The sequence below is a fragment of the Sphingomonas sp. GW821-FHT02B09 genome (genome assembly GCF_059421875.1).
Genome location: NZ_JBWKVV010000005.1, coordinates 123,996 through 148,233 on the forward strand (window position 1 = coordinate 123,996; position 24,238 = coordinate 148,233).

Consider the following 24,238-nt stretch of genomic DNA (forward strand, 5'->3'; position numbering starts at 1 on the left):
AGTTTTGCATACGCTAGGAGCGAACAGAACGTGTCCGTAAACCCGTCCCGTGCCGATCTTGTCCGGCAAGCCGTCAAAACCGGGCGTTGCCGGACACTCTGAAGCTGACCGGCATACCAGCGTTTGACGGCCACGGCAGGAACCGTCCAAGTCCTGCCGTTAAGTAAATCGTCTCGGCGTCTCGAAACTGGCCATCTGCGGTGCAAAAATATTCCCGCTTTCCGATGTACGACGGGCTGTTTTGAGAAAACTCTATCAGGAACAGATTTCGAGAAATTAGCTCCCCTGGGCGCATTGAGAGAACGATCCTGCCCGGCTTTCTCGCTGCGCCTTCGTTTGTGGGACAGTCGCCAGCAGTGAGCTGCAACGCGCCGACACCGCCGTGCGAGCGCACATAAGACAGAGCTTCAACCCTCAATGGAGCTTCTGCGGTGCCGTTTGGTAGGGTGCCGTCTGGTCTTCCTTTGTTAGGACTCCAGGCGGACCAAGGGGCCAATCCGAGCTAAATTTTTGATGTTCCTTTTTGGTGCAAATCGGACCGGCCAGAGTAGCAACGCAGAGGGTATACCCAAAAGGCACCACAGGCCGCGAGAACACGAGAGGGGTAGCTTGCGACATCAGCAGAGGGGCGGCAGACCCTATTGATGAAGCCAACCGATCAGAGCGTCGAACAATGACCGAGGGACTTCAGCTTCTGCAGCCTATGAGGTGAATCTTGAGTAGAACGATGGCAGCCCTCGTGATTGGAAACGCGGCGTATCCTGACGGGAACGACTTGCGAAACCCGACGAACGATGCTGAGGATTTCGCGCATAAACTCGGCGGCTATGGGTTCAAGGTAATCCTTACCACTAATGCCACAAACAAGGAGATGGCGAGCGCCCTTAAAAGCTTTCAGGCTGCACTAGAAACGCATGACGTAGGTCTGTTTTTCTTCGCGGGTCACGGCATGCAGATCGAAGGCACAAACTATCTGCTAGCAATTGACACCGATATGGATACAGAACTTGATGCGCGGCATAGCTCTTTATCTCTCGATAAGGTTGTTGACGTAATGGCCGCTTCTAAGTCATCGACAAGGATCGTCGTACTAGATGCGTGCAGGAACAATCCATGGGAACGACGGTGGCATCGAGCGCAAGGGGTCAGGGGGCTTGCCTCTGTATATGCGCCTAAGGGAACGATTATAGGATTTGCTACGTCTCCGGGTGAGTACGCCCTAGATGGTACTGGCCGAAACGGGGTCTATACTGCTTCAATCCTGCAGCATATTGATACCCCGGATTGTACAATAGAAATGATGTTCAAGCGCGTCCGCAACTCGGTCGCGGCTGCGAGCGCTGGAAAGCAAACCTCGTGGGAGCATACGTCATTGTCAGGCGAGTTCTATTTTAACCTTAGCCTCGGAAATGCCATAGAGGAATACGACGCTAAGTCTGTAGCTGACCAACTTTATCCGGTTGATCCTACCTTGCCAATCGATGCGATAATCAATGCTCTGAAAAGCTATAGCTGGTCCACTCAGAATCCGGCGCTATCTGGCTTGTCATCTACAATGGCCAACAAATCGACGGAGGATAGCCTCTTTGTTCTTGGGCGAAACATATACCAAGCGTCGTGTGGCAGCTCAAACACCGCATCTGGATTTATTAGCTCCTTCATGTCCAAAACTGTTGGCTACCATCCCGAAAAGCGGAAAGCCTTGTTGGACGGCATGCTGTTTGAGGTCTTCTTTGACTCCACCGGCCAGGTCAGGCGTACCCCAAAGGACGATGAGCTAGATAGGCTATTTGACCTTCAAAAGCACGAGGCGTTGAAAAGCAGCTTCGACTTCATAGCGAAGGTACTAACGCTCGCGGGGGCGGATTTATATGTGCTCCCAGGCAAAGAACACGAACTTGCGGTTGACGTCTCGGTATCCAAAAACAACGAGAAGTTTTACGTTGAAGCCGTATATGTCGAGGGGGCTAATGTACTCGGCATCGATGGCAGCGGATGGGACTTTGGCAGCGGCGAGATAATGTACAATCCAATCGACGCGGAGCGCTTAAACACCGCATTCTCGCGGCAGCTGATTGTTCCGCCTCGACTGTTAAAAATAACGTACACCCTCCCAGAGGCCTCAAAATCAGACGAGCTTCGGATACCGGTAGGATGGACAGTGCGTAAGGGCGCAATCGCTGCCGGAGGAACTGCTCGAAAGATCGTCAATGGTAAGATCGTTTAGGGTGGCACTGCCGATTAGACCACCGAGACATACTTGACACTATTTATCGTTCTCGTCGGGGCCGAGCATCACGTTTGATTGCAAGACGCGCTATTTCGTCCTCGACGGGGTACAGCTCATTTAAGCGCTTTGCCAATTCGTCGCCGTGTAGTTTCGAGGGCGGCGACGGTAAGGGAACATCCTTGAAGCCTGTTTGCTGGCGATGGGGAACGATACGACGTTCCAATTCGCCGGAAGGATCAGTAGCAACCGGGTGATCAGCGGTCCGTGCCGGCTTTGCAGGGCGTGCGTCGTGGAGCCACTTACGCGGCGCGAAGTTAAGGATACCGTTGCGCAGCGCCATATCATCCCTGCCTCGCAACTTGGTGATATCAATAAGGATAGCCGAAGGCCCGTCCATATGCGACATCCTCTCAATAAAAGCCTTTTGTGATGTTGATGCCGAAATGTATAGCTTAAGTTTTCGCGAGCCCTTTTTACAGACCACCATCACCGGACCATCAAGGGGGACTACCTCCTCTATGTCGACGGTGATTGGAGGTTGCTCGACGTTGCGCCTGGGCAATAGTAGCAATGATGATGGTCCTAGAACATCAATGACAAAGCGTGCGAGTGCGCCGACCTTAGCTTTCTGACACGATGCGACTGCTCCTGCCGCATGAGCAAAGTGATGCGCGAGTAACGCGCCCTTCTTAGCAACTAGCGAGGAGCCGCAATCACAACGAAGGTCGGGCTGGACACCACTAGCGGCATCAGAGATCGAGACGAACGAGCCATCTGGACTTTGTCCCCAAACGATCTTCGCGCCTGCCTCATATCTGCGGGCGTCGTTGTTTACTGTGTAGCCCAACGAATTTCGATGCGGGGTAGCCGGCTCGGGCATCATGAGACGAGAGCATGGCAGACCTTTTCGGTCAGCGCCAGTTAGCTAGTCGTGGACGCTCATGAGCTGCGATGGATAAGGTCCTACGAGCTCAACGACATCGTCCCAGGGAGCGGAAAGCCACCGAAGATAGTCGTGGTCATGCAAGATCACCGGCATGGCTTTCGGATGAATCGGTGAGACGACCGCATTTGGCTCTGTGGTTAAAAACCCGAAGGCATTGCCCCGTTCGGTTGGCCGCCAGATCCCGGCGAATGCAAAGATTGGACGGCTTGGGACATCGAACCAGTGCAGCGGCTTTTTGCCATCCTCACTAGGAGCTAACCCGTACTCGGAGAATGACGTAACCGGCACAAGGCACCGCCTCGCCGGCGTGGTCAGCATCGATCGCCAAAAGCTGGAGGTGAGATTGCGCACGTTGGTCACGTACTTGGTCAGCTTCACAGCTGGATCGCGCTTGCTAGGAACATGCGTCGGCACACCCCATTCCATGCGCTCAATCCGCCGATCGTCGCCGTCCTGCACGACGACGGCGCCGTAGAACGGCGTCTTCTTCCCGGTCGGAAAGATATCGCCAGTTGGGAACGTCTCATCGACCTCGTAGGGAGGGCGGATGCCGAACGTCGCCGCCACCTCGGCCTGCTTCGCCGTCAGCCTATACCGATTGCACATCCGCGCCTCCTGTGGGCGCCGGCGATCGGTCGCCGGCGCGTGATCGTCAGAGCTTGTCCTTCAGGCCCTTGGCGGCGGTGAACGACACCTTCTTCGACGCCGCAATCGTCATGGCTTCACCGGTCGCCGGGTTACGGCCCTGGCGCTCCGGCCGATCCTTGACGGCGAACTTGCCGAACCCAGGAATGGAAACTTCGTCGCCCTTTGCCGCCGCATCCGCAATCTGATCGAAAACCGCCGTGATCGCCTTCTTGGCGTCGGCTTCGTTCGATCCCGTCGACGTGGCGACGCCCTTGGCCAGCTCGCTGATGTTCATGCTATTCATGCTCCCTAGAAAAACGAGCGGGATCCTTACCCATGACGAGCGAAGACACAAAGACCGTGCTGGATGACGCCAACACCCGGGCGGTTGCGCTGATGCTCGACAAGCTCGAGGACCACGACGTCACTGTGATCTATGAGGCAGTCGGCGGGGTAGGGCCGATCGCCGACCTCGCGGCTGACGCCATGAAGAGCCGGAACATCGACCTCTAGCGCGCAGCGTGTCGCTCGCGGGTGATGCGTGGATCCTCGTACAGGTCGCGCAGCGCGCGCACCCGGAACGCATTCCACCAGCGCTGCCAGCGATGCTCGGCCGCATCGTGGATCATGTGGCAGCGTTGGCAGAGCGCGCGGAGGTTCGTCGGCGTGCTGTTGCCCGGATCATGATCGAGGTGCGCGCACGCCAAGACGACATACGTCATCCGCACGCTCGCAAGCGTGAAGCCGGCCTTCATCGAGACACGCTTGCCATGGTCCGATCGCCAGCACGACGACTCCGCATCCCACCAGCGTCCATCGCCAAGATGCGCGACGCGCCGAAGGTGCGGCCGACGGCATTGCTCGCAGCGCCGGCCAGCACGCTCGAACCGGATGGCGCCTGACAGCTGCTGCCAGTCGATCGGATAGAGCCAGCGGTTTTCGGCGCGGATCGGCATCGTATTTCTATGAGTCACGCGACGAGTCTTGGGAAGCGGAATTTCACCGTCTGTTGCCTCTTCGTATCGCCTGCGTTCCGTTTCAACACGACGAGCTGAGACGATCGGCGCTTGACCAACTGATCGCATTAACGGAACATAAAGGGAACGAGTAGAGTCTTAGAACACGATGTCCGCCGCCCTCGATTCCTTCGCGCCAAGCATAGCGCATCTCCGGACGATCGCCACGCCGGTCACGGACTATCGTGTGCTGCCGTTCGGCATTGATGAGATAGATAATCGGCTCGGGGCAGGGGGGCTACGTGCCGGGGCGTTGCACGAAGCGACCGCCCAATCCGGGGCATTGGTCGACGACGCGGCGACGACGCTGTTCCTGGCCGGAATTGCGGCCCGTGAGGCTGCGAACGCCGGCGGGCTAGTGCTTTGGGCAAGCTGCCGGCCCGATATCTACGCACCGGGGCTGGCTCAGGCGGGTCTCACGGCTGCAAGCGTCATCTACGCGCGCACACCCGACGATGCCACGCTGCTCGCCGTGATCGAGGACGCTGCGCGCGACGGCACGCCGTCGGCGATCGTCGCGGACGCGAGTAAGGTATCTATGGTTGCCACGCGCCGCCTGCAGCTGGTCGCGGCTGAAGCCGATATGCCCATCTTGCTGATGCGCCGTCGACGCAAACGCGACGAGGATCCATTCGCCGAGCCATCTGCCGCGTGGACGCGCTGGCGGATCGGCTCCGCGCCTTCGGCGCGGTTGGATGTCGCGGGTGTAGGGAGAGCGCGGTGGTCGATCGAACTCGCGCGACAGCGCGGAGGTGAGGGCTTTTCCCTGATATTGGAGGCCAGCGATGAGACGGGTTGTCTCGCTGTTCCTACCGAACTTGGCCATCGAACGGCTGAGACGGTTGGAACGGCCCGCTTCGCGGCCGCCTGAGCGCCCGCCCCTCCAGTTACCGGTTGACGACGATCCCGGCGCCTGCTCGGTGCCGCGGGGCGGCGGTTGGCGTCCTGGTGCCCGTTGGGCGCGGACCAGTGCGCAATCGCGTGAAGAGGTGGAGGCACAAATTGCGTCGCTGCCTGTCCATGCACAGCCACCCATGCGCGAGCTCGGCCGACGGTCGGAGGCGGCGAGCCACCCCTACAAGGCGGCTGCGCTCACTATGCGAAGCGCGCCGACCGCAGCGACACCCGTCGATCACGCCCCGCTTGCACTGATCGGTAAGATCGGTCGTCGCGAGGAGGTGATCGCCGCCTGCACGGGCGCGCAGGCGTTGGGGATCCATGCCGGCATGGCCGCGACCCATGCTCGCGCGCTTGTGTCGGATCTCGATTTCCGTCCGGCCGAACCCGAAGCAGACGCGGCGCTGCTCGATCGCCTTGCACTACTAGCGGTCCGGCGCTGGTCGCCGGTCGCCGCGGTGACGCCGATGGATGGCCTTTGGATAGACCTCGCCGGCTGCGATCATCTCCACGGCGGAGAGGAGCGCTTCTGTCGCCGTCTCCTGGCCTTCTGCAGGCGGGCAGGCTTCACCGCTCGCGTGGCTGTCGCTGACACGCCAGGCGCCGCACATGCCCTAGCGCGGTTCGGGAAAGGCGAGCTGACGCGCGTTGATCCACACGGCACGGTCGAGGCAATAGGCCCGTTGCCGATCGCGGCGCTGCGCCTGTCGGCGACCGCGCTGTCGGCCGCGCGCAAATTCGGGTTCGAGCGTGTCGCGGACCTGCTGCCGGTCGCGCGCGGTCCGCTGGCACGTAGACTTGGTTTGCCGGCGATAACGCGTCTCGATCAGGCGCTAGGCGGTATCGCCGAGCCTATTACGCCTCGAGACGACCCCGAGGTGCCGGCGGTCGAGCGCCGGCTGCTCGAACCGATCAGCACGGCCGACGCGATCGAGAAGGTCATGTCGGATCTCTTGGGGGACCTTGCCGAGGTGCTGCAGGCGAGGGGACTTGGCGCTCGATCGCTGCGCCTGACGGGAATGCGCGTCGACGGTACCGAACAGATTGTCGCGATCGGCACATCGCGGCCGACAAGGGAGGTTTCGCACCTGCTGCGGCTGCTGAAGCTGCGTATCGAGCGCATCGACCCGGGCTGGGGCCTCGAGCAATTTACGATGGTAGCACCGCATACCGAGCCGCTTGATGCAGTAGATCTAGGGGCCGTCTTGGCGGGCGAGACGCTTGTGCGCGATCCCGCACGCCTGGTCGACGTGATCGCGGGCCGGATCGGGATGCAATCGGTCTTCCGCATCGCCCCGGTGGCTAGCCATGTGCCGGAGCGGGCCGTCGCCCACTCCGACCCAAATGTCCTGCCGGGTGATTGGCCCGCTTGGCAACGTCCGGTGCGTCTTTTCGCGCGTCCAGAGCCGCTGCACCGGGTTATCGCGCTGATGCCCGACCAGCCACCGCGACGCTTCGAGTGGCGGGGAACGGTCTATAAGGTCGTCGCCGGCGATGGCCCCGAGCGCGTTCACGGCGAATGGTGGCGGCGAGACGCGGAGATATGGGCCGTTCGCGACTATTACCGGGTCGAGGACGATGCAGGCGGCCGGTACTGGGTATTCCGCCGCGGTGACGGGTTCGAGGATGATACCGGCGACCTGTCCTGGTGGATGCACGGGGTCTTCGGATGACCCACTATGTCGAGCTTCAGGTGCTGACGCACTTCTCGCTGCTCCGCGGCGCGTCCAGCCCCGAGGAGCTGTTCGCGGCTGCGGCCTTGCTTGGATATCCAGCGATCGGCGTCAGCGACATCGGCACGGTCGCCGGCGTCGTGCGCGCGTGGGAGGCGCAGAAAGCCACAGGCGTCCGCTCGATCGCAGGAACGCGCGTCGATCTATCCTGCGGCCGTCGCCTGCTGCTCTATCCCACCAACCGCCCCGCCTGGTCGCGCATCACGCGACTGCTGACCGTGGGGAAAAAGCGGGCAGGGAAGGGCGGATGCCTCCTCCACTGGCACGACCTCGAACCATGGTCCGAAGGCGTCGTGGCGATCCTGCTGCCCCATGAGGCAGACGAGGAGAACCTTGACGCGCTGAGGGACCTGAAGGCGATCTACGGACGGCGCGGCTACATGGCGCTGTTCCAACGACGTCGGCCGGGGGACGCGGTGCGGATCGATGCCTTGGCGCGTCAGGCGGGCGGTGCCGGCGTTCGGGCAGTCGTCACCGGCGACGTGCTCTACCACTCGCCTGAGGCACGGCTGCTGCAGGACGTGGTGACGGCCGTGCGCGAGAAATGCACCGTCGACGAGCTCGGCTACCGGCGAGAGGTCAATGCTGATCGCGCGCTGAAATCGCCCGACGAAATGGTTCGACGCTTCCGAGCCTACCCCGACGCGCTGCAGGCCAGCGTCGACATATCGCGCATCTGCACGTTCGACCTCGGCGAGCTCCAGTACCAATACCCGCACGAGAAGCTCATCGACGGGCTGACCGCTCACGAAGCACTGCAGCGCTTGGCGGATGAAGCTGTCGACCGGATGTTCGATGGCAACGTGCCGCAGGCCTATACCGACCAGATTGCCCATGAGATGCGGCTGATCGGTGAGCTTGGCTACGCGCCCTACTTCCTGACGGTGTACGCGATCGTGCGTGAAGCGCGCCGGCGAGGAATCCTGTGCCAGGGACGCGGTTCAGCCGCCAATAGCTGCGTCTGTTTCGTGCTCGGCGTGACGTCGATCGACCCGATCAAGCACGAGTTGCTCTTCGAGCGCTTTGTCTCAGGCGAGCGGCGTGAGCCGCCCGATATCGACGTCGACTTTGAGCATGAACGCCGCGAGGAGATCATCCAGTGGATCTATGAAACCTACGGCCGCAACCACTCCGCGCTGACGGCCGTCGTCACACGCTACCGCGCGCGCGGTGCCGTGCGTGACGTGGGCAAAGCACTTGGACTTCCGGAGGATCTAACATCCTCGCTCGCCGGCCTGGTCTGGGGCTGGTCGGCCGACGGCGTGGGCGAAAAGCAGGTCGAGGAGCTGAACCTCGATATCGGCGATCGTCGACTACGCCTGACGCTGGACCTTGCGCGCAAGTTGATTGGCGTTCCGAGGCACATGTCTCAGCACCCAGGCGGCTTCGTGCTGACGCATGACCGGCTCGACGACCTGGTTCCGATTGAGCCAGCTGCGATGGAAGACCGCCAGATCATCGAGTGGGATAAGGACGACATCGATGCGCTGAAATTCATGAAGGTCGACGTCCTAGGATTGGGCATGCTTGGCTGCATGAACCGAGCCTTCAATATGCTCGAGGCGGATAAGGGGCTCCGCGTCGGGCTGGCGGACCTGCAGGACGACGATCCCGACGTCTACGCTATGATCTCAAAGGCAGACACGCTTGGGACTTTCCAGATCGAGAGCCGCGCGCAGATGAGCATGCTGCCGCGGATGAAGCCGCGGCGCTTCTACGATCTTGTCATCCAGGTCGCGATCGTTCGGCCGGGTCCGATCCAGGGCGACATGGTTCACCCATACCTGCGCCGGCGCGAGGGATTGGAGAAACCGGAATATCCCCGGCCGGAACTACGCGCCGTGCTGGAAAAGACGCTCGGCGTGCCCCTGTTCCAGGAACAAGCCATGAAGGTCGCGATCGTCGGCGCGGGTTTCACGCCGGCCGAGGCGGACCAGCTGCGAAGGGCAATGGCGACCTTCAAATTCACGGGCGGCGTCTCTCATTTCAGCGAGAAGCTGATCGAGGGGATGGTCGAGCGCGGCTATCCGAGGGAGTTCGCCGAGCGCACCTTCCGTCAGCTCGAGGGCTTCGGCTCCTACGGTTTCCCGGAGAGCCATGCGGCAAGTTTCGCCAAAATTTCCTACGCCAGTAGCTGGATGAAGCATCATCATCCCGACGTGTTCTGTGCCGCGCTCATGAACGCGCAGCCGATGGGCTTCTATGCGCCGGCGCAGATCGTCCGCGACGCGCGCGACCACGGCGTCGAGGTGCGGCCTCCTTGCGTCAACGCCAGTCGTTGGGATTGCACGCTGGAACGCACGGGCGGACGGTATCTCGCCGTGCGCCTTGGATTGCGGCAGATACGCGGCCTGTCGAACGCGGACGGCGCCAAGATCGTCGGCGCACGCACGACGACGCCATTCGAGAGCGTGGAAGACGTCTGGCGGCGATCGGGGGTGCAGCGCGCCTCGATCGAGAAACTAGCCGATGGCGACGCCTTTCACAGCTTCAGCGTCGATCGCCGGCAGGGTCTGTGGAAGGTCCGGGGCTTAGGCGAAGCGCCCTTGCCGCTCTTCGCAGCGGCCGATCGGCAGGCGGAGACGTTCAGCGCCGAGGGCGTCGAGCCGGACGTCGCGCTCCGTGCACTGACAGATGGTCGAGAGGTGATCGAGGACTATCGCGCGCTGCAGCTGTCGCTCCGCGCCCATCCACTGTCCTTCGTGCGGGACGAGCTAACACGGCGCGGCGTTACGAAATGCGCCGATCTCGCCAACATCCGCGACGGCCGCCATGTCGAGGTCGCCGGCATCGTTTTGGTCCGCCAGAAGCCGGGTTCGGCGAAGGGTGTGCTGTTCATAACGATTGAGGACGAAACCGGCGTCTCGAACGGCATCCTCTGGCCAGACCGTTTCGAGGCGCAACGCCGCACGATCATGAGCGCATCGATGGTCGGCATGAAGGGTCGCGTTCAGAAGGAAGGCGAGATCATCCATGTGATCTGCGACCGGATTATCGATCATGGCGACCTGCTGCACCGCGTTGGCGACATGTCGTTTCCGCACCGGACCGGCCGGGGGGATGCCGGCCAGCATCCCGGCTCGCCTGACCGCGGAGACAAGGGCTGGGAGCCGGAACCGCGCAATCAGTATTGGCCGCCTCATGCGGACGGCATGGATCCGGAGCAAGTCGTGCGATTCAAGTCGCATGACTTTCATTGATCCGTGGCAACGCTGCCGAGACATCAGCGCGTCGTGATCGCGCTGTCCGTGCATATCCTGCGCGCTGGCGTAGCGCGGTGTTCAGAGACCACCGTCGACGGCATGGAGGTGCGTCTCGCGTTGCGATGCCTCCTGCCTCACTGTCCAGAACGCTGGCCGCTCGAGCTCTACTGGGACGCCGCGTCGCAATCGAACGAGATAGGTAGAGCTCAGGGCGTCACCGCCGCGTTTAACGGAATCGTCCGTCAGCTGCGCAAGGCGGGGCGATACGAGGATGTGTCACCCCTGTGAGCAAACGCCCCACGATTGAGGCATCTTACAAGACGCTCGGCGAATGGGCGGCCGATCGGGCTGATCTACGCATCGTGTGTGCGTGTGGCCGGACCATGAACATGCCTTCGGAAGAGATCCTCGACCGGTTTAAGGGCGATGGTCAGGTCGCTTCGAGCGTCATCCGTCTGCGATGCCGAGGATGCGGCCGTCGAGGTCATGCGTCGGTGTCGGCTGTTCCGATCCTAAGGCGCTAGAGCATCACGCGTCGTATTCCGATTAGCGACGCCAAACATGTCAGAACGAAATGACGACCGCTTCGCGTGCGACTGGCGGAGCTTTAGGTGCGGCGGTGTGTCGTGTGCCGACGGTAGCGTCGTTGTAAGACTGGCGGCCTTGAGTGTGCCATCGAAGCGCAGAGGCGACTGTCCGATAGCTTTTGGGGTGAATCCCGTCGTTAGACGAAAAACGACCCAGGTAGACGACGGTGTCGCCAAACTGATCGGCGATCGCTGTCACGATTGCCGCAGCGCGTGGGTGATATGGTGCGAGCCAGGTTACATGGCTTGCCGAAACGCGTCGGCGCAGCAGCTCGAGGTTGGCTGAGAGCTTTGGATTAAGCGCGTCATTGGAGCCAAGCGCGATAAGGGTGCGATCGCTAAATGCCCCGCTACGCCACGTTCTAACGGTCTCAATGGAGGGTGCCCCACTACGTGCATGGACGGCGCAGCGCATGCCCGAAGCTGCCAGCGCATCGGCGGTTCCAACAGCCGTGCTGTCGCCAAGGACGAGGCAGAGCGAGATCATTTCTGACCCAGCAGAGCCAGCACAATCGCAAGCGACATGACAAACAGGGACAGCCAGATCGCGATCTGGCCGTAGATATGAAGAACAACCCCAACCCATGAATGTCGACGTCGGAGGAGGATACCGCTTCCGACGGCCACGAAGAAGGCGATTGCGGTAGGCATCGTAATGGACGGAGGCCTGTTCAGCGACGCCTCTGCAAGAGGGAATAGCCCGATTGCCATGACCAAAAGCCAGGAAAACCCGAGCATCGCATCATCGAACAGAGGTCGAATAGGGCCATGCTCGCCCTCCGATGGAACACAGCTATCGGCTTGATGACCGAAGCCGAAAGCTGTATCTTTTCGCCGGGAGCTTTGTGCCATGGCTTATGACCTCACCCAATACCTGATTACGCGCGACCAGGACGGGTCTGGGGGGGTGATATCCACCCCGGCCGCTGATATCCCGTCCATAGAGGCGCCCGCTTCGGACGCACCTCAAAGCCACCAGCTTGCCTATTTGGCAGTGTACGGCGCGTGCTTTGTCGCCCTGCTCGTATGGTTCTGGAGCTAACCGTCACTTTCTAAGCGACGGATCGACGAAGAAGCCCTTTCCGAGCTTCTCATCGATCTCCCCTTTTACCGGCTGTGCGGCAATAACGGTCGATGTACGCTGCGCATTCGCAAGGGTCTGCGCGTCCTGAACCTTAGCCGATCCCGCTTTGATCGCGTCAGCCGCGGGCACAGGTGCCGCCGATTGTCCTGGGCCACCAGCGCTGATGAGACCCCCAGGCTTATACATCGCCTCGATTGCGCCCGCGCCAGAGAGCGCAGGACCGCTCAACTCGTGCGGATCATTCAAGTGGAGCTGGCTCCTAACCTCGTCGAACATGCCCTCACGGCGTTCGGAGAGGAACTTTGCAACAAGCATATCACGAACCTCCCTACGGTGACCGGTAAGGCCGACCTCATGAAGGCCTGGTGCGTCTAGCCCCGTTTTTTGTTGTTCACGCGCGTACCAGTCACCTAGCTCAGCGCTAAGGTTGGTGCTCATCTGCATGCTATGAGTCTCGGCATAGCTGATGTCCCGTGACAACTGCTGCGCCTTCTCTCGCGACTGCCTTGCGCGCTGCTCAAACGAGTGCGCGCGAGAAAGAGCTTCCTCACGGGAGAGCGAGGAGGTCTGCGAGTTCCTCCCACTCGCAAACGTGCCGGAACGCGTCGTATCGGTATCGCCGATCGTGGCTCCGTTGGTGACCGTCGTATCGTCACGGACGCCCTGAGTACGCGAATTGCGATCGTCGGTGCCACGCGATCGATCAGCATTCTGATTGAGCCGATCACCTTGGATGCCAGCCTTCGACACCTCACCACCAATGGAAGGTAGTGAGCCAAGCGCGCGACCCACGAGGCCGCCACGGCCGCCTCCGGGAGCGCCCGGAGCCGCAACATTCGGCCCTTCTGGCGAATTAGGTCCTGCGGCTTGCGGATTGGAACTGGGACGACGTCCGGTACCACCGATGCTCGCGCCGATAGTGCCTCGGACGGTATCGACCGTCTCGGCGCTCCGGTTGTGGCCATCGGTAAGTCGGTTCGACTGTGTGATCGAGCTTTGATCCTCAAGGCCCGTCGATGTCCCAGAGCTATTTCGGACACTCTGGTCAACAGCAGCAGTGTGTTGTGTGTTCGCCCCGGTTTCCCAACCCCGTGACCGCTCAGCGGACGTACCATTCGTCCAGCGCCCAGTCTGGCTGTAGGTTGTGAGAGCTGCAGCTGAAGCTTCGTCGCTAGCAGCAGATCGATCATATTCACTCTTCGCGGTCTTCATGTCCGAGAGGAAGCCGGCGCTCAGAGAGGGGGTGCTTTCAAATCGCGAGATAGCCCCATTGGTGTCGATGACTGAATGGCCGTTGCCATAACTGCTCGCCGTTGAACCGTTGTCGTACCTGAAGCTTGAACCTGCCGCGCCAGACGAGAACATGGGTGCGTCTTGCCACTGATTGCTCTGCTTCATGTTCGACGTCGAATTGGCGAAACTGGTGTTACCATAGGAATAGTTGCCAGTCGTCTGCTCTGCAGCGGCAGCCTCCGCAGCGTTCTGCGCGGGGTTCAGTACAGAGGTAGCTTGCCCCGAGATGCTCATGGCTCCCTTAGCGAGACCGGCTGCGAGGAACGGCACACTCATAAGCATGAAGCCGGCGATCGTCGCAGTCTCTGCGTTGACGGCACCGATCCCGGCGTAAGTGCCTAAGGACATCCCGCCCTCGGCAGCTCCTTGGGCCGCGATCGTCGCACGTGTCATGCAGATCATGTGCAGGATCACGTAGAGTGGCCCCCAGGAAGCCAGATAGAAGAACCCGGTCAGGTAACCCTTGAGCGCTCCCACGCCTGTTTGCGGCATCAGGAAGAGCGGGAAGATGACGGGGAACATCGCGTAGAATACGACCGTAAGAACGATATTCAGGATCGGCACCCAGCTCATCGCCTGCTGAGCGATCGAGTTGTACGTGTTGCGGGCCTGAATGTCCGCGCGTGTCGTAGCGAAGGTATCGATCGACGCGGCGCCCGGACCGCCCGCCATGCCGTCGCGCGCCTGCATAAAGGCGTTGATCGCCGTGTTCTGACGCATCACAGCTTCAAAATTGGCGCTCGAGGCGGTGAAGGCCTGATTGACGATCGGCACGTCGGCTCGAAGCTTGGCAGAGGCAACAGAGGTCGAAAGCTTCGGATACGCCTGTTTCGACCACAGCGGCGTGTGCGCGGCGATCATGGGCGTCCACTGCTCAGAAAGCAGGTTATAAGCGTTGTTGCAGGTGATGATGTCGGTCGTCACCGAGGCGCCAGCGCGGCTCGTCCACGGCTGAGAACGGGCAACCGAGCCGGGCCCCATCGCAGCCCAAAGATCCTTAGCGCTCGCCAGATCGGTCATCGACTTCTGGCCGAGCATGATGTCGCCGAAGACACAATTTTTGAAATGCGCCGAGAGGTTCGTGGCAAACTCGGCATCACGGATCTCAAAGTTGCGCGTCGCGTCGAAGAGGCGAGCACCATAGACCATGCCGTTGGTCGAGTAATTCAGCTGGCTTGGCATCGTGAAGACGGTCTCGGCCGTCCGAGTGAGCCAGTCACCGACCTGACTGGTAAAGCTTGCCATCACACCGAGCCCGAGCGGGACGTTGGCAACGGTCGCCGGCGCGAGCGACGGATTAATGCGGTCCGTGACCTTCACGTCGACAGTCGGCACCATCAGGCACGAGTAGATGAGCGTCGAGCCAAGGAACCAGTTCATCCATACGCGCCAGTTCATCGTGAACGCGACGGACATGAGGGTGTAAATGAGGCCGAGGATCATCACCACGCGGAGGAGCGCGCGATAGCCACCCCCGCCGGTCCATGCCGCGACGGCGTTGAACGTGTTGACGATGTATTCGCCGCCACCAATCGTGAAGACCTCGACCATCGCTCGGTGTCCTTAGTTGAGGCCCTGCGCGCTCAGACCGCGCGAGAAGTTGAGCGATGCTGCCATCGCCGGCGACATGCTGTTTTGCAGCGTCGACTCCAGCATCACCGACTTGTTGATGAGGAAGATTGTCTGATTGAGCGTATCCTTCAGCTTGAAGTCACGCTGCGCATAGCGCTCACGGGCAGCCGCAAGCTGCTCACGCCATGCCTTGCTCACATCGACGTCGCCCGACTGCACCTGCACCGACGACTGGCTAATACGGTCGAGCATGTTGTCGATCATCGCCGAGAGCAGGTTGATCGAAACAATCTCCGCGAGCGCGCTTGTCTCGCCAGGATTGAAGCTCTGGTGTGCCATGGCCTGGACGGCGAGCATCTTGTAAAGCGGCAGCGACGTCATGTTGAGGAGCTGCTGTTCGGCCACGTCGAGCGCGGAGTCTGTCCGGATCTTCCGGTTGATCGAATCGATCATATCCCTGATTTTCGTCCGCAGACCGACGGAAATTTGGAGCTGCTGCTCAGTGACCTTGAGGCACTTCAGCTGCTCGTCGCACTTGAGGAATTTGACGGCTGCGCCCCCCGAAGAGGTGCCGTCCAGCAACGCTGTGACGACTGCCTCCTCGGCCGGTCCGTGGAACACGACCTGCGGCCCGCCATCGTCGCCACCCTTCGGGTTGACGATGATCGTACCGACGAGCGTCATCAGGTATTCCGAGAATGCCTGATCGTAGGTCCCAAATTTATTCGATTTCTGGATGGCGTCCCAGGTGTAGTTGCGCGGTGCGCCCGCAGCGTTCTCGCCCATCTTGGGGTCCTTGCTGCCGTCGATCGTCGCTTCCTGTTTCCCGCCGGGGCCGCACTCTTGGCGCGAACGCGCCCAGTCGGAGAAGATGCCCTCGCTGTTGCCGATCGCGGCGCACACATTCGAGCGAGCGCCAGCCATCTTGGGCCAAAGGCCGCCCACCAACCCCTGCGCCGCCTCGCACGACGAGATGTTCATCTGGTTCATCTGTTGGGCCTTATTGGCCATGCCATCCATGACCTTGCCGATCTCCGGCGAGACGCTGTCGATGGCGAGCTGGAAGGCGAAGCCCAGCGCGTTGTTGGCCGTCGCCTTCAGCATGGCGACCATCTCGGCGCCGTTGATGAAGGAGAACGAGCCGGTGAAAATATCGATACCGCCGCAACCAGCGCGGACGCTCGGCATCTGCAGGTTGAAGGGCTGCACGCTCTTCTGCGGGAACCGGGTCCAGACGTTGCCCATCGAGTAATAGCCGGCCGTTTGCCCCTGATAGGCGCTCGGCCCAGTGACATTCGCCGCTCCGCCCGCGTCCTGGAAGAAGCTGTTCATCTGCCCGGCAACGTCGGCACGCGCGATGTCGACCGGGATCATGCTCGCTGCACCGAGGCACGCAACGACCGCGGCGGAACGCCGCAGGAAGACGCGGAAGGAAGAGGGACGGGGGCGGGGGGAGGGCGCGTCCATCAGAAGTCCTGACCGGGCTTGGTGTTGGTGAGCATGAAGATGCGCTCCATGACCTCGTCGGCCGACATGACGCCAAAGCCGATCGGAACGGTCTTGCGGGTGACGGTATCGAAGAGGACCAGCGCCGGCGTTGCGAGGGGGACGCCCATGCGCTCACGCTGACCGCTGTCGACGACATAGTTCGGGAATGAGCGGCTCGGTCCACCATCGGTCGAAACGGCCATCACCGTCATGCGGTGACTGTCGGCAACCGAGCGGAGAATGGGAGAGAACACCTCACAAGCGGCGCAGCTCTGAGCGAAGAAATAGAACATGCCATAGCGCTGCCCGATGCGGGAAAGCGCCTGGTCGCGGGTCGCGCTGCGATTGTCGGTCCAAGCCCGTTTGCCAACGGTCGAGACCGGACGCTGCAGCGTGTAGTCGATATCCGGGTTCTGCCAGAGCGCGCGCTGCCACGTGTCGGAGAAGGTGGACGCGCGGTCCAGCTGCTCGCGCTGGTAGCGGACATAGGCGATCACGTTCGCCTCGGTCGGTTCGAGAATGGCGCGGTTCTTGAGCTCGTTGAGCTGCTTGGAGATAGCCTTCATCCGGTCGGTAGCGGACGCCTGGGCCTCAGCTTGCTGAGCTGCCTGTGGGGGCTTCGGTTTGGCCTTGGGTCGCTCGCAATAGAACCACTGACCAAGCCGGCGCTGATCGCAGTAGAAATCGTCACCCTGAACAGGCGCGCCGACACTCGCCTCGAGGACCTCCGGCGCGGCCAGATCCTCCGTCGCTGACTCGTCACCTGTATCGGCCATCGCTGCCGATTGCAGGTCGAGGGATTGCGCACCTGCCGGCGCCGCGATCGGCGTGGTTGCCGCAAGCAGCATGAGAAGAGTGGCGGCAAAACGGCCGCGGCGGTTATCCCTGATCGTCATCATCGTCATGCTCCCCGTCGAGCTCAATCATTGCGAGTTGAAGGACGTGCATCATCCGCGCGACGTCGAGCATCTTGGTGCCCTGATCGAGCATTTGGACGATCCCACGGAGGTGAGTGCGGCCGTGCTTCCGGCCTTTGATTGTGGCGCGCATCCCGCTCTCGCGGCGAACAAGCCAACCGGACTCGACCATGCGCGGGAACGACCGTTCGATCTCGCGCGGATCGATGTCACAGTTGAACCATCGGCCGACCGTCTGGGCGACCTCACCGGCTGACGTTCCGCGCCCTGATCGGTGGATACGCAGGAAGATCGCGAGATCGAGCACCGACATGTCGATCGAGCATGGTCCCCCCGAACCGTCAGCATCATTTGCCCCCGTGAAGGTCATAATACCCCTGAATTTTTTGCTGGATGTCGGTCATCACGCTGACCTCGTCGGGCAGCTTTGCGGCGTCCATGAACTCGGCATAGACCTCGGAGAAATCCATCTTGGACAGGTCGAGGCGCTGAAACTCCTCGATCGTGAAGCCCTTGCAGGTCTCCTCCTTGGGTTTCCCCCATGGCTTGTTGATCTGCTGGCGACCTTGCTCCTGCAGGATACGAGCTAGCTTGCTGCCAAAGCAGCAATAGGCGTCCTTCGACGTGACGCAGATGCCGAGCACCTTGTCGGAGCAGTAGGAACCGACCTTGTGGCAAAGTCCCTTGTCGTCCTTTTCGTCGAGCTGCTTCTCGGCCGAGCTGCAGAGCCACGGAGTTAAGAGCGGGACGCCCTTACCCGAACAGCAATTGGATGCGCCGAAGATCTTCTTGTTGCAGGTGCCACGCTCGCCCGAGAAGACAGTCAAATTATTCGGATCGAACTGTTTGCCGGCGTCCCCGATCGAATGGAGCGCAACGAGAGCGTCCTTGAACTCGGTCGAGGCCTCTCGCTCGATCTGCTCGCAGTTGCCGTTGAGGCAATAGACGTCGTTGCCGCAAACATATTGCTTGTCGGTCGATGCCGGATCGTCAGGCAGCGGGCAGCTGTAGACCCTCTGCGATACCTTGCAGGCACCGGATTGCGGATCGTCGAGGCATTCGTCGCGCAGGAACTTGCACTGCTTGTTGTCGTCGAGCGAGCTGCAATCGCTGGCGGGCGTCAGTCGCTGGCAGGTGAAGGTGCGTGACCAGGCCCAGCAGCTTTGCGTCACGGGGACGCCTTCAATCGTCCGCGTCTCCGGACCCTCGGTGCAAACCTCCGTCGCCTGCGGCGTGCAGCTGGTGTCCGCGGCAAGCGACGGACAGGTGCCCTCGTTGCGCGTGACGGAGACGCTGACCTCGCCTTCCTTCTTCAGGTAGACAGTGCCAGTGCGGAAATTCTGGTGGCTGCCGGTGTCACTCGCGGGAAGCTCGCTCGAGCACGAGTATAGCTGCGCGGTGCCGCTCAGCTTGCCCTTACAAAATTTGCGATAGTCCTCGACGTTCGTACCACCGGCACCGAGATCGATCTGGGCGTCGCAGATATGCTTCGAGACGGCCTCGGTGCGACATACACCCGCGGTCGTGCGCGCCTGCATGATGCTGTTGCGCGCGAAGCCGTACCCCTCGTTCTTGTCGAGCACGCCGTAGTAGAAATAGCGCGCGGTATTGACCACGTGGGGAACCATGTTGCCACGGCAAACCTCGTCGGCCTGCGTGACCTTCGAGCCCTTGTTGCAGGTCGCCTCGTAATAGCCTTTCGAGCCGGTCGAAGGGGGCAGCGCCGTGCAGGTGCCCTCGCTACCGCTGATGTCCTGGCCACCGAGGTAGGTCTCCGGATCTTTCTCGATCGCGGTGCCGCGCGAGGTGGCAGCAAGGATTTCGGCATTGCTGAAGCTGGGACGGGTGCCGGCTTTGTCGGTGACCGTTCCGTAAGCGTCGTTCGTCGGCGAGGCGATCTTGCCGTCCGTCGTCAGCTTGTCGGGGTCGTCGAAATAGCCCTTCTCGGGCAGGTCCGTCCCGCCGTAGCCTGGCAGCTCCTGCAGCTTCAGCTCGCTCGGGTTCAGGCTCTCGTCGGCGCGCATGGCCTTGCCCATGGCGTTGCCTTGCTGACGCGCCTCTTCGATCGTCGTCTGCGCGATTACGCCGCTGGCGCCACCCACGAGGATGGCGAGGAACAGGGAGGCAGCGACGCGCTTCACCTAGCTCGCCTTCGCCATGCTGCGCAGCGCCACCGAGGCTACGCCGGCGCCTGGCCCGCGTGCCGACACGAAGGTGTCGAGCACGTACCGAACCGAGACATTGCCAGTGATGCGGTCGTGCGCGGGCACTGCCGTGCGGCAGTTGAGCCCGGAGCACAGGTCAAAGTCGGACGAAACCGCCACATAGGTCGGCACGGCCTGAACATCGAAGGCGCGGAAGAGGCGCGGATCGATGCCGACGTTGGACAACTGATCCTTGTCGGTAACGACCTTGCTGAGCGCTTCGCTGAACGCCTTCATCGAGTTGCCGGGAAAGCCCCGGAAGACCACCACACCGCCGGCCTTCGCGGTGTCCGCGATCAGCTGGCGGAGCGCGGGGACGGGCATCGAGAGACTGGCGAATGCAATGAACTGGGGTGCATCGCCGCGGCCCGTCGATGAGACGTTCTGGCTGGCGCCCTTGATGATTTCGTCGAAGTCGAATGCCCCCTCACCGTTCACGGGGAGATCGGCTTTTGCCAACTCGATGAGGTTTCCCGTCGCCTTGGTTTGCACGGCGACGGCCTCTTCGCGGAAGGCGTCACCACGATTGCGAACGTGATCGGCGAACGTCTCTGCATCGCTCTGCATGGCGGCCGAGCGACGCTTGATCGCGTCGAGGTCTAGACCGTCGACGGTCTGCGCGATCGCCTGGACTCCGCCTACCGCGGCGACGAGTGCGAGGACGATGGTGAAGCGTCGCATGTCAGTGGTTCCTCACAGCACGCAGCAGTTGCGTTTGCGCCAGACGAGATAGCCCATGTCCTCACCCTTCACCGGGAAGGCACGGCCAGCCTGTGGCGGCATGGTCGAAGCACCAAGAGGCGAGCAGGCGAACTTGCCGCTGACGGTCGGGATCGGGTTGGTCATCTGGACGCGGTATTGCTGCTTGCGCAGCACCGGCATCGGGTACTTGTTGCAGAGCCCCTTGGAGCCCATTGTGCCCCACGCCAGCCCTTCGCGGTGGATCTTGAAAGCGAAGCGGGCGAGCGCGAGGCGCGAGGCCTGCACATGCCCGATCGACGCGGCGATGTTACCGTTTACCGGGTACATCGGTCCCTGACAGCCCGCGCACCAGAAGGTCGCATCGAGGGGCAGCTTGGCGGTAGCTGCGATGCAGTCGCCGGCGCACGCGGCCTGAGCGATCGGCGAGGAGAACAGAACCGCCTCTGGATTGATAAGGGCGGTCAGCGAGTCATCCTGCCAGAGCGGATCGACCTCGGTCATGTAAGCGATGTCGAACGACGATTGCTCAAAGCACGCGAAATCCGCGAGGATCTCCATCCAGTAGAGCAGCGGATAAACGTACCAGTGGACGTGCCACTTGGACGTGTTCTGACCGTTGCCGCCCTTCTGCGATGGTCCCGACAAATTCCCCTGCCCGATGTCGAAACCCGGCGAAATCTTGGTGCCGCCCAGGTTCACGAAGCACCATGGTTTGGTCGACACGTCGGCGAGACGGACCGGCTCCCAAAAGCCAGCCGAGATGCCGACGCGCGGCACTGGCGAGCCGCAGGCACACACGGGCAGGCTGGGATTATCGGTATCGGGGCGGTTGCTCGGCCAGATCTTCAGTCCGCCGACCGAAAGCGGAAAGAGGCAGGACCAACAGACATCGGTAATCGGGTTGACGAATTTGCCTGTGCACTTCGATTGAGCCTCCGCGCGCGGGCTCAGCACCGCGGTCGCGAAGAGAGCGATCAACGCGACAAGGAGCAAGCGGAGACGCGGCAGCATCATCGCCCGTTCCCACTGATGATCGTCTTCAGACCGCCGGGTAGCGGGAAGATGAGCATGACTGCCCCTACCGCAATCACGGCATCGACATAGAATTTGCCGCTACCCGACGGCAGATCGTCGATGAACGTCCACTGCAAGATGCCCGCGCTCAAAACTGCGTACAGCATAACGCGATAGGCAAGACGCTGCCGTGGCTCCGTTATGACCTGGCGAGCATTCACGCCGGATCCTCCGACGACACCGCGGCATCGAGGTAGGCGTTGTCGGCGCGGTTCTTCCTGAAAACATAGAGCGTCGTGTGAAGCGCGGTAACAGCAAGGAGGGCGGCGACCACGAACGAGGCGGGCCGGCCGAAGAGCTGCACCAGCGTGCTGATCGACAGTACGCCCAGCGCGGAGGCCACGCAGAGCACCTGGAAGGTCCGGCGCATGCCGCGCAGCTCGTCCGTTTCCGGCGCGGCCATCGGCGTTTTCATCATGTCGAGCCAGAGAGGCATCAGCTGTTTCCCTTCAGCTTGATTTCGGAAAGCTTCATGACGCGGCCGTCCTGCACAGCGACCGCGGGCGTGTGCCGAATGCCCAGCTTGCCGGTGAGACGGCCCTCCTGGTCGAAGTAGAAGCGGCGTTGCCGCGCCGTCATCTCCTCGAGGGGAGAGCCGCTTACGAGAATGATCTTCGCCTTGAGGTCGCTGTATTGCGACGTCGCCCAAGCCATCTCGGCCTTGTTATCACCGTCCACGAACACGAGGGCCTGCGTCACCGCTGTGAAGTCGAGCGGATTGACCGTCTGACCGCGGCGGGCGATGAAATTGCCCTTCTGATCCTGCACGTCGCGCTCGATCGTGATCGTCGGATCGTAGGCCCAGGTGCGGGTTTCGGATGCTGGCGTGATGCCCGCGACAGGCGTGGGGCGTCGAACGCGGGCTTCGGCGCGCTTGGCGAAGGCGGCGTTCATGCGATCGATCTCGCCGTTCGATTGGAGCCGCTGGAGCTTCGCCTCGATCGTCGCGAGCAGATCGGGCTCGATGATCGGGAAGGTCTGCCCGACGACGCCGTGGTCGCTTGCGCGTGTCGCCGAGCTCAGCGACACCGACAGCAGGGCGACGATCGCGATGGACTCCAGCGCGCGCTTCACAGGATCGGCTTTCCGACGCCGACGATCTTGTTCGCGCAGGCGAAGCCGATCGCCGCATAGCGGCTATCGAACCCGTCCTTGTGGGGACTGCCAACGAAGTAGCAACCGCGCGGGATTACCCCCGTTGGACCGGGGACGAGGCGCTCGCCGAACTTGCTCACCGGCTTCATGTGCGCGACCAGCTTGCCGGCAACGAAGACGTCGGCGCCGCGATGCTCGACCACGTCTCCGGGCATGCCGTAGACGATCTTGCCGAACATCTGCTTCTTGGCACCGAAGTGGCGGACGACGAGCGGCGCAGCCGGTGGAACGAAGAAGACGTATTCACCACGCGCCGGCGTGGCGGTCTTGTGGATCACGAACGCCCAATTCGGCAGGGACTGCGAGGAATTGATGAGCAGCGCGTGCGTGTCACGCCATTCGGCAAGCGCGTTTAGCGACGCGCCACCTGCGATGAAAAGACCGAGCGCTGCCCACAACCGCTTGCGCGGGCGGAAACGTTCCTCGGCGACGGGTGCCGCGATGGCGGCGGCCTTACTGGCCACCGGGACCACCAAAGGTTGCGACACTTGCACCAGCGGCCGAGGCTTCAGGCATTTGAGGCGCTTGCGCGGTGTCCTGCGGCATTGCGGCGAATGGCGAAGGCGCAGGCGCGCTGGCAGGCATTTGGACAACGTCAGGGACAGCGGTAGCGGGGGCAGCCACCGGCGCCGTCGGAACCTGACCGCGCATCATGGCACCCATCTGCGCCGGCGAAGCCGCCTGCGGGACGCGAACACCCGCCGAATAGACCGCCTTGGCGACATCGGCAGTGATGTCGGGGACGCTTTTCGAGAGAACCGCCTCGCCGACGAGCACCACCTGGCCTGCGGCTCCACGGCGCTGCAGCTCGGTATCGAGCGCGGCCATGAACGTCCTCATCTGTGCCTGAACCTGTTCAGGCGGGGTGGCGCTACGGGCCTGAGCCTGAACATACTCGCCGACGATGCGTGAGAGATCCGCCTTCACGATGTGTTGCGGCTTCTCAGCCATCACGGCTTTGCTGATCCACATCGCCCAGACAAGCGCGAGAAGCACGGCAGCTCCCACGAGCAGCTGCGGCATCGTGTAGCCGGCAAAAACGGCCCGGCGCTTCGCTCCACGCCCAGCAGCGCGGAGAGGGGACGGATCGCGATCGGGCGAAAGGCCGAGACCGTCGTCGTTGCGGTCGAGACTGGATGCTTCGGTCATGCGTCGCGCTCCCGAGCGGCCGGATCGCGCGGCAGGATCGAATGCCGGCGAAAGAAGATGAGGGCGGTCGACAGGATCACGTGCGCAACGCCCACGGTGATCTTGAACTGGTCGATCCGGTCTGGACCGGCCGCCAGGTAGCGACTGGTCATGTTCTGAAGGTGGTGGATCATGCCATCGAGCGAGAACCCGCCCAGCACGAGGAAGAAGAGCACGAACAAGCCCCACGTCATCAAGAGCGTTGAGGCGAGGAAGCCAGCCATGTGGAGGCTGAAGTAGAGCAGAAAACCATAGTCGACCCGACTCGCTGCCTTCGGCGCAGCAAGCGGGACAAGGGAATTTGCGTGCGTTGCCATGACGG

Annotated in this window: 24 protein-coding genes; 6 read left to right on the forward strand and 18 right to left on the reverse strand. The window is 61.8% G+C overall.

Going from position 1 to position 24,238, the window contains the following annotated elements; all coding sequences use genetic code 11:
- Positions 1-727 precede the first annotated feature (727 nt).
- Positions 728-2,227 carry a caspase family protein gene (locus tag AC07U4_RS18685; RefSeq protein WP_495196470.1) on the forward strand — a complete coding sequence of 500 codons (1,500 nt, stop codon included), beginning with the start codon at positions 728-730 and terminating at the stop codon, positions 2,225-2,227.
- A gap of 43 nt (positions 2,228-2,270) precedes the next feature.
- Here the strand turns inward: AC07U4_RS18685 and AC07U4_RS18690 are convergent, their stop codons facing one another.
- From AC07U4_RS18690 to AC07U4_RS18700, 3 genes are read right to left on the reverse strand one after another with little or no spacing between them, the layout of a single operon-like run.
- The gene (locus AC07U4_RS18690) at positions 2,271-3,113 is read right to left on the reverse strand and encodes a hypothetical protein (protein WP_495196471.1); all 843 of its coding nucleotides are present in this window, start codon (positions 3,111-3,113) and stop codon (positions 2,271-2,273) included.
- 42 nt (positions 3,114-3,155) lie between these two features.
- Positions 3,156-3,782 (reverse strand): SOS response-associated peptidase, encoded by a 627-nt coding sequence (locus AC07U4_RS18695; protein WP_495196472.1) that lies wholly within the window; start codon positions 3,780-3,782, stop codon positions 3,156-3,158.
- A gap of 46 nt (positions 3,783-3,828) precedes the next feature.
- Positions 3,829-4,098: an HU family DNA-binding protein gene (locus AC07U4_RS18700; RefSeq protein WP_495196473.1), complete on the reverse strand. Its 270-nt coding sequence runs from the start codon at positions 4,096-4,098 to the stop codon at positions 3,829-3,831.
- A 41-nt stretch (positions 4,099-4,139) separates the two neighbouring features.
- Between AC07U4_RS18700 and AC07U4_RS18705 the strand changes: the two genes are divergently transcribed.
- The gene (locus tag AC07U4_RS18705; RefSeq protein WP_495196474.1) at positions 4,140-4,316 is read left to right on the forward strand and encodes a hypothetical protein; all 177 of its coding nucleotides are present in this window, start codon (positions 4,140-4,142) and stop codon (positions 4,314-4,316) included.
- On the opposite strand, the gene AC07U4_RS18710 is transcribed toward AC07U4_RS18705, so the two are convergent.
- Entirely contained in the window at positions 4,313-4,759 is a 447-nt protein-coding gene (locus tag AC07U4_RS18710; protein ID WP_495196475.1) for a hypothetical protein, read from the reverse strand. The genes AC07U4_RS18705 and AC07U4_RS18710 overlap by 4 nt on opposite strands.
- Before the next feature lie 169 nt (positions 4,760-4,928).
- Between AC07U4_RS18710 and AC07U4_RS18715 the strand changes: the two genes are divergently transcribed.
- The 4 genes from AC07U4_RS18715 to AC07U4_RS18730 all read left to right on the forward strand — a co-directional run bounded on the left by AC07U4_RS18715 (position 4,929) and on the right by AC07U4_RS18730 (position 10,940).
- Positions 4,929-5,690 (forward strand): ImuA family protein, encoded by a 762-nt coding sequence (locus AC07U4_RS18715; RefSeq protein WP_495196476.1) that lies wholly within the window; start codon positions 4,929-4,931, stop codon positions 5,688-5,690.
- Between the two features lie 163 nt (positions 5,691-5,853).
- Positions 5,854-7,389: a Y-family DNA polymerase gene (locus tag AC07U4_RS18720; protein WP_495196477.1), complete on the forward strand. Its 1,536-nt coding sequence runs from the start codon at positions 5,854-5,856 to the stop codon at positions 7,387-7,389.
- Positions 7,386-10,649 (forward strand): error-prone DNA polymerase, encoded by a 3,264-nt coding sequence (locus AC07U4_RS18725; RefSeq protein WP_495196478.1) that lies wholly within the window; start codon positions 7,386-7,388, stop codon positions 10,647-10,649. Before AC07U4_RS18720 ends, AC07U4_RS18725 begins: the two co-directional genes overlap by 4 nt.
- A 33-nt stretch (positions 10,650-10,682) precedes the next feature.
- Positions 10,683-10,940, forward strand: coding sequence for a hypothetical protein (locus tag AC07U4_RS18730; RefSeq protein ID WP_495196479.1), 258 nt, complete (start codon positions 10,683-10,685; stop codon positions 10,938-10,940).
- A 782-nt stretch (positions 10,941-11,722) separates the two neighbouring features.
- Here AC07U4_RS18730 and AC07U4_RS18735 read toward each other — a convergent pair.
- From AC07U4_RS18735 to AC07U4_RS18800, 14 genes are all read right to left on the reverse strand, one after another.
- Positions 11,723-12,091, reverse strand: a complete 369-nt coding sequence (locus tag AC07U4_RS18735; RefSeq protein ID WP_495196480.1) for a hypothetical protein — start codon at positions 12,089-12,091, stop codon at positions 11,723-11,725.
- A 193-nt stretch (positions 12,092-12,284) separates the two neighbouring features.
- Complete coding sequence (locus AC07U4_RS18740; RefSeq protein ID WP_495196481.1) at positions 12,285-15,167, reverse strand: conjugal transfer protein TraG N-terminal domain-containing protein; 2,883 nt, start codon at positions 15,165-15,167, stop codon at positions 12,285-12,287.
- Between the two features lie 12 nt (positions 15,168-15,179).
- Positions 15,180-16,562, reverse strand: coding sequence for a conjugal transfer protein TraH (locus tag AC07U4_RS18745; RefSeq protein WP_495196482.1), 1,383 nt, complete (start codon positions 16,560-16,562; stop codon positions 15,180-15,182).
- 92 nt (positions 16,563-16,654) lie between these two features.
- A complete protein-coding gene (locus AC07U4_RS18750; protein WP_495196555.1) occupies positions 16,655-17,575 on the reverse strand; it encodes a conjugal transfer protein TraF in 921 nt (306 codons plus the stop codon).
- Positions 17,556-17,906: a hypothetical protein gene (locus AC07U4_RS18755; protein ID WP_495196483.1), complete on the reverse strand. Its 351-nt coding sequence runs from the start codon at positions 17,904-17,906 to the stop codon at positions 17,556-17,558. Before AC07U4_RS18755 ends, AC07U4_RS18750 begins: the two co-directional genes overlap by 20 nt.
- Before the next feature lie 34 nt (positions 17,907-17,940).
- The gene (locus AC07U4_RS18760; RefSeq protein WP_495196484.1) at positions 17,941-19,734 is read right to left on the reverse strand and encodes a conjugal transfer protein TraN; all 1,794 of its coding nucleotides are present in this window, start codon (positions 19,732-19,734) and stop codon (positions 17,941-17,943) included.
- On the reverse strand, positions 19,735-20,478 hold the full coding sequence (gene trbC / locus AC07U4_RS18765; protein ID WP_495196485.1) for a type-F conjugative transfer system pilin assembly protein TrbC: 744 nt from the start codon (positions 20,476-20,478) through the stop codon (positions 19,735-19,737).
- A 12-nt stretch (positions 20,479-20,490) separates the two neighbouring features.
- Positions 20,491-21,510, reverse strand: coding sequence for a conjugal transfer pilus assembly protein TraU (gene traU, locus AC07U4_RS18770; protein ID WP_495196556.1), 1,020 nt, complete (start codon positions 21,508-21,510; stop codon positions 20,491-20,493).
- Complete coding sequence (locus AC07U4_RS18775) at positions 21,510-21,734, reverse strand: hypothetical protein (RefSeq protein WP_495196486.1); 225 nt, start codon at positions 21,732-21,734, stop codon at positions 21,510-21,512. Before AC07U4_RS18775 ends, traU begins: the two co-directional genes overlap by 1 nt.
- Positions 21,731-22,009 (reverse strand): hypothetical protein, encoded by a 279-nt coding sequence (locus AC07U4_RS18780; RefSeq protein ID WP_495196487.1) that lies wholly within the window; start codon positions 22,007-22,009, stop codon positions 21,731-21,733. Before AC07U4_RS18780 ends, AC07U4_RS18775 begins: the two co-directional genes overlap by 4 nt.
- Complete coding sequence (traW, locus tag AC07U4_RS18785; RefSeq protein ID WP_495196488.1) at positions 22,009-22,647, reverse strand: type-F conjugative transfer system protein TraW; 639 nt, start codon at positions 22,645-22,647, stop codon at positions 22,009-22,011. Before traW ends, AC07U4_RS18780 begins: the two co-directional genes overlap by 1 nt.
- Positions 22,644-23,201: a S26 family signal peptidase gene (locus AC07U4_RS18790; protein WP_495196557.1), complete on the reverse strand. Its 558-nt coding sequence runs from the start codon at positions 23,199-23,201 to the stop codon at positions 22,644-22,646. Before AC07U4_RS18790 ends, traW begins: the two co-directional genes overlap by 4 nt.
- Positions 23,182-23,877: a type-F conjugative transfer system protein TrbI gene (locus tag AC07U4_RS18795; protein ID WP_495196489.1), complete on the reverse strand. Its 696-nt coding sequence runs from the start codon at positions 23,875-23,877 to the stop codon at positions 23,182-23,184. Before AC07U4_RS18795 ends, AC07U4_RS18790 begins: the two co-directional genes overlap by 20 nt.
- Positions 23,874-24,233 (reverse strand): hypothetical protein, encoded by a 360-nt coding sequence (locus tag AC07U4_RS18800; protein WP_495196490.1) that lies wholly within the window; start codon positions 24,231-24,233, stop codon positions 23,874-23,876. The genes AC07U4_RS18795 and AC07U4_RS18800 overlap by 4 nt, the downstream gene beginning before the upstream one ends.
- Positions 24,234-24,238 lie beyond the last annotated feature (5 nt).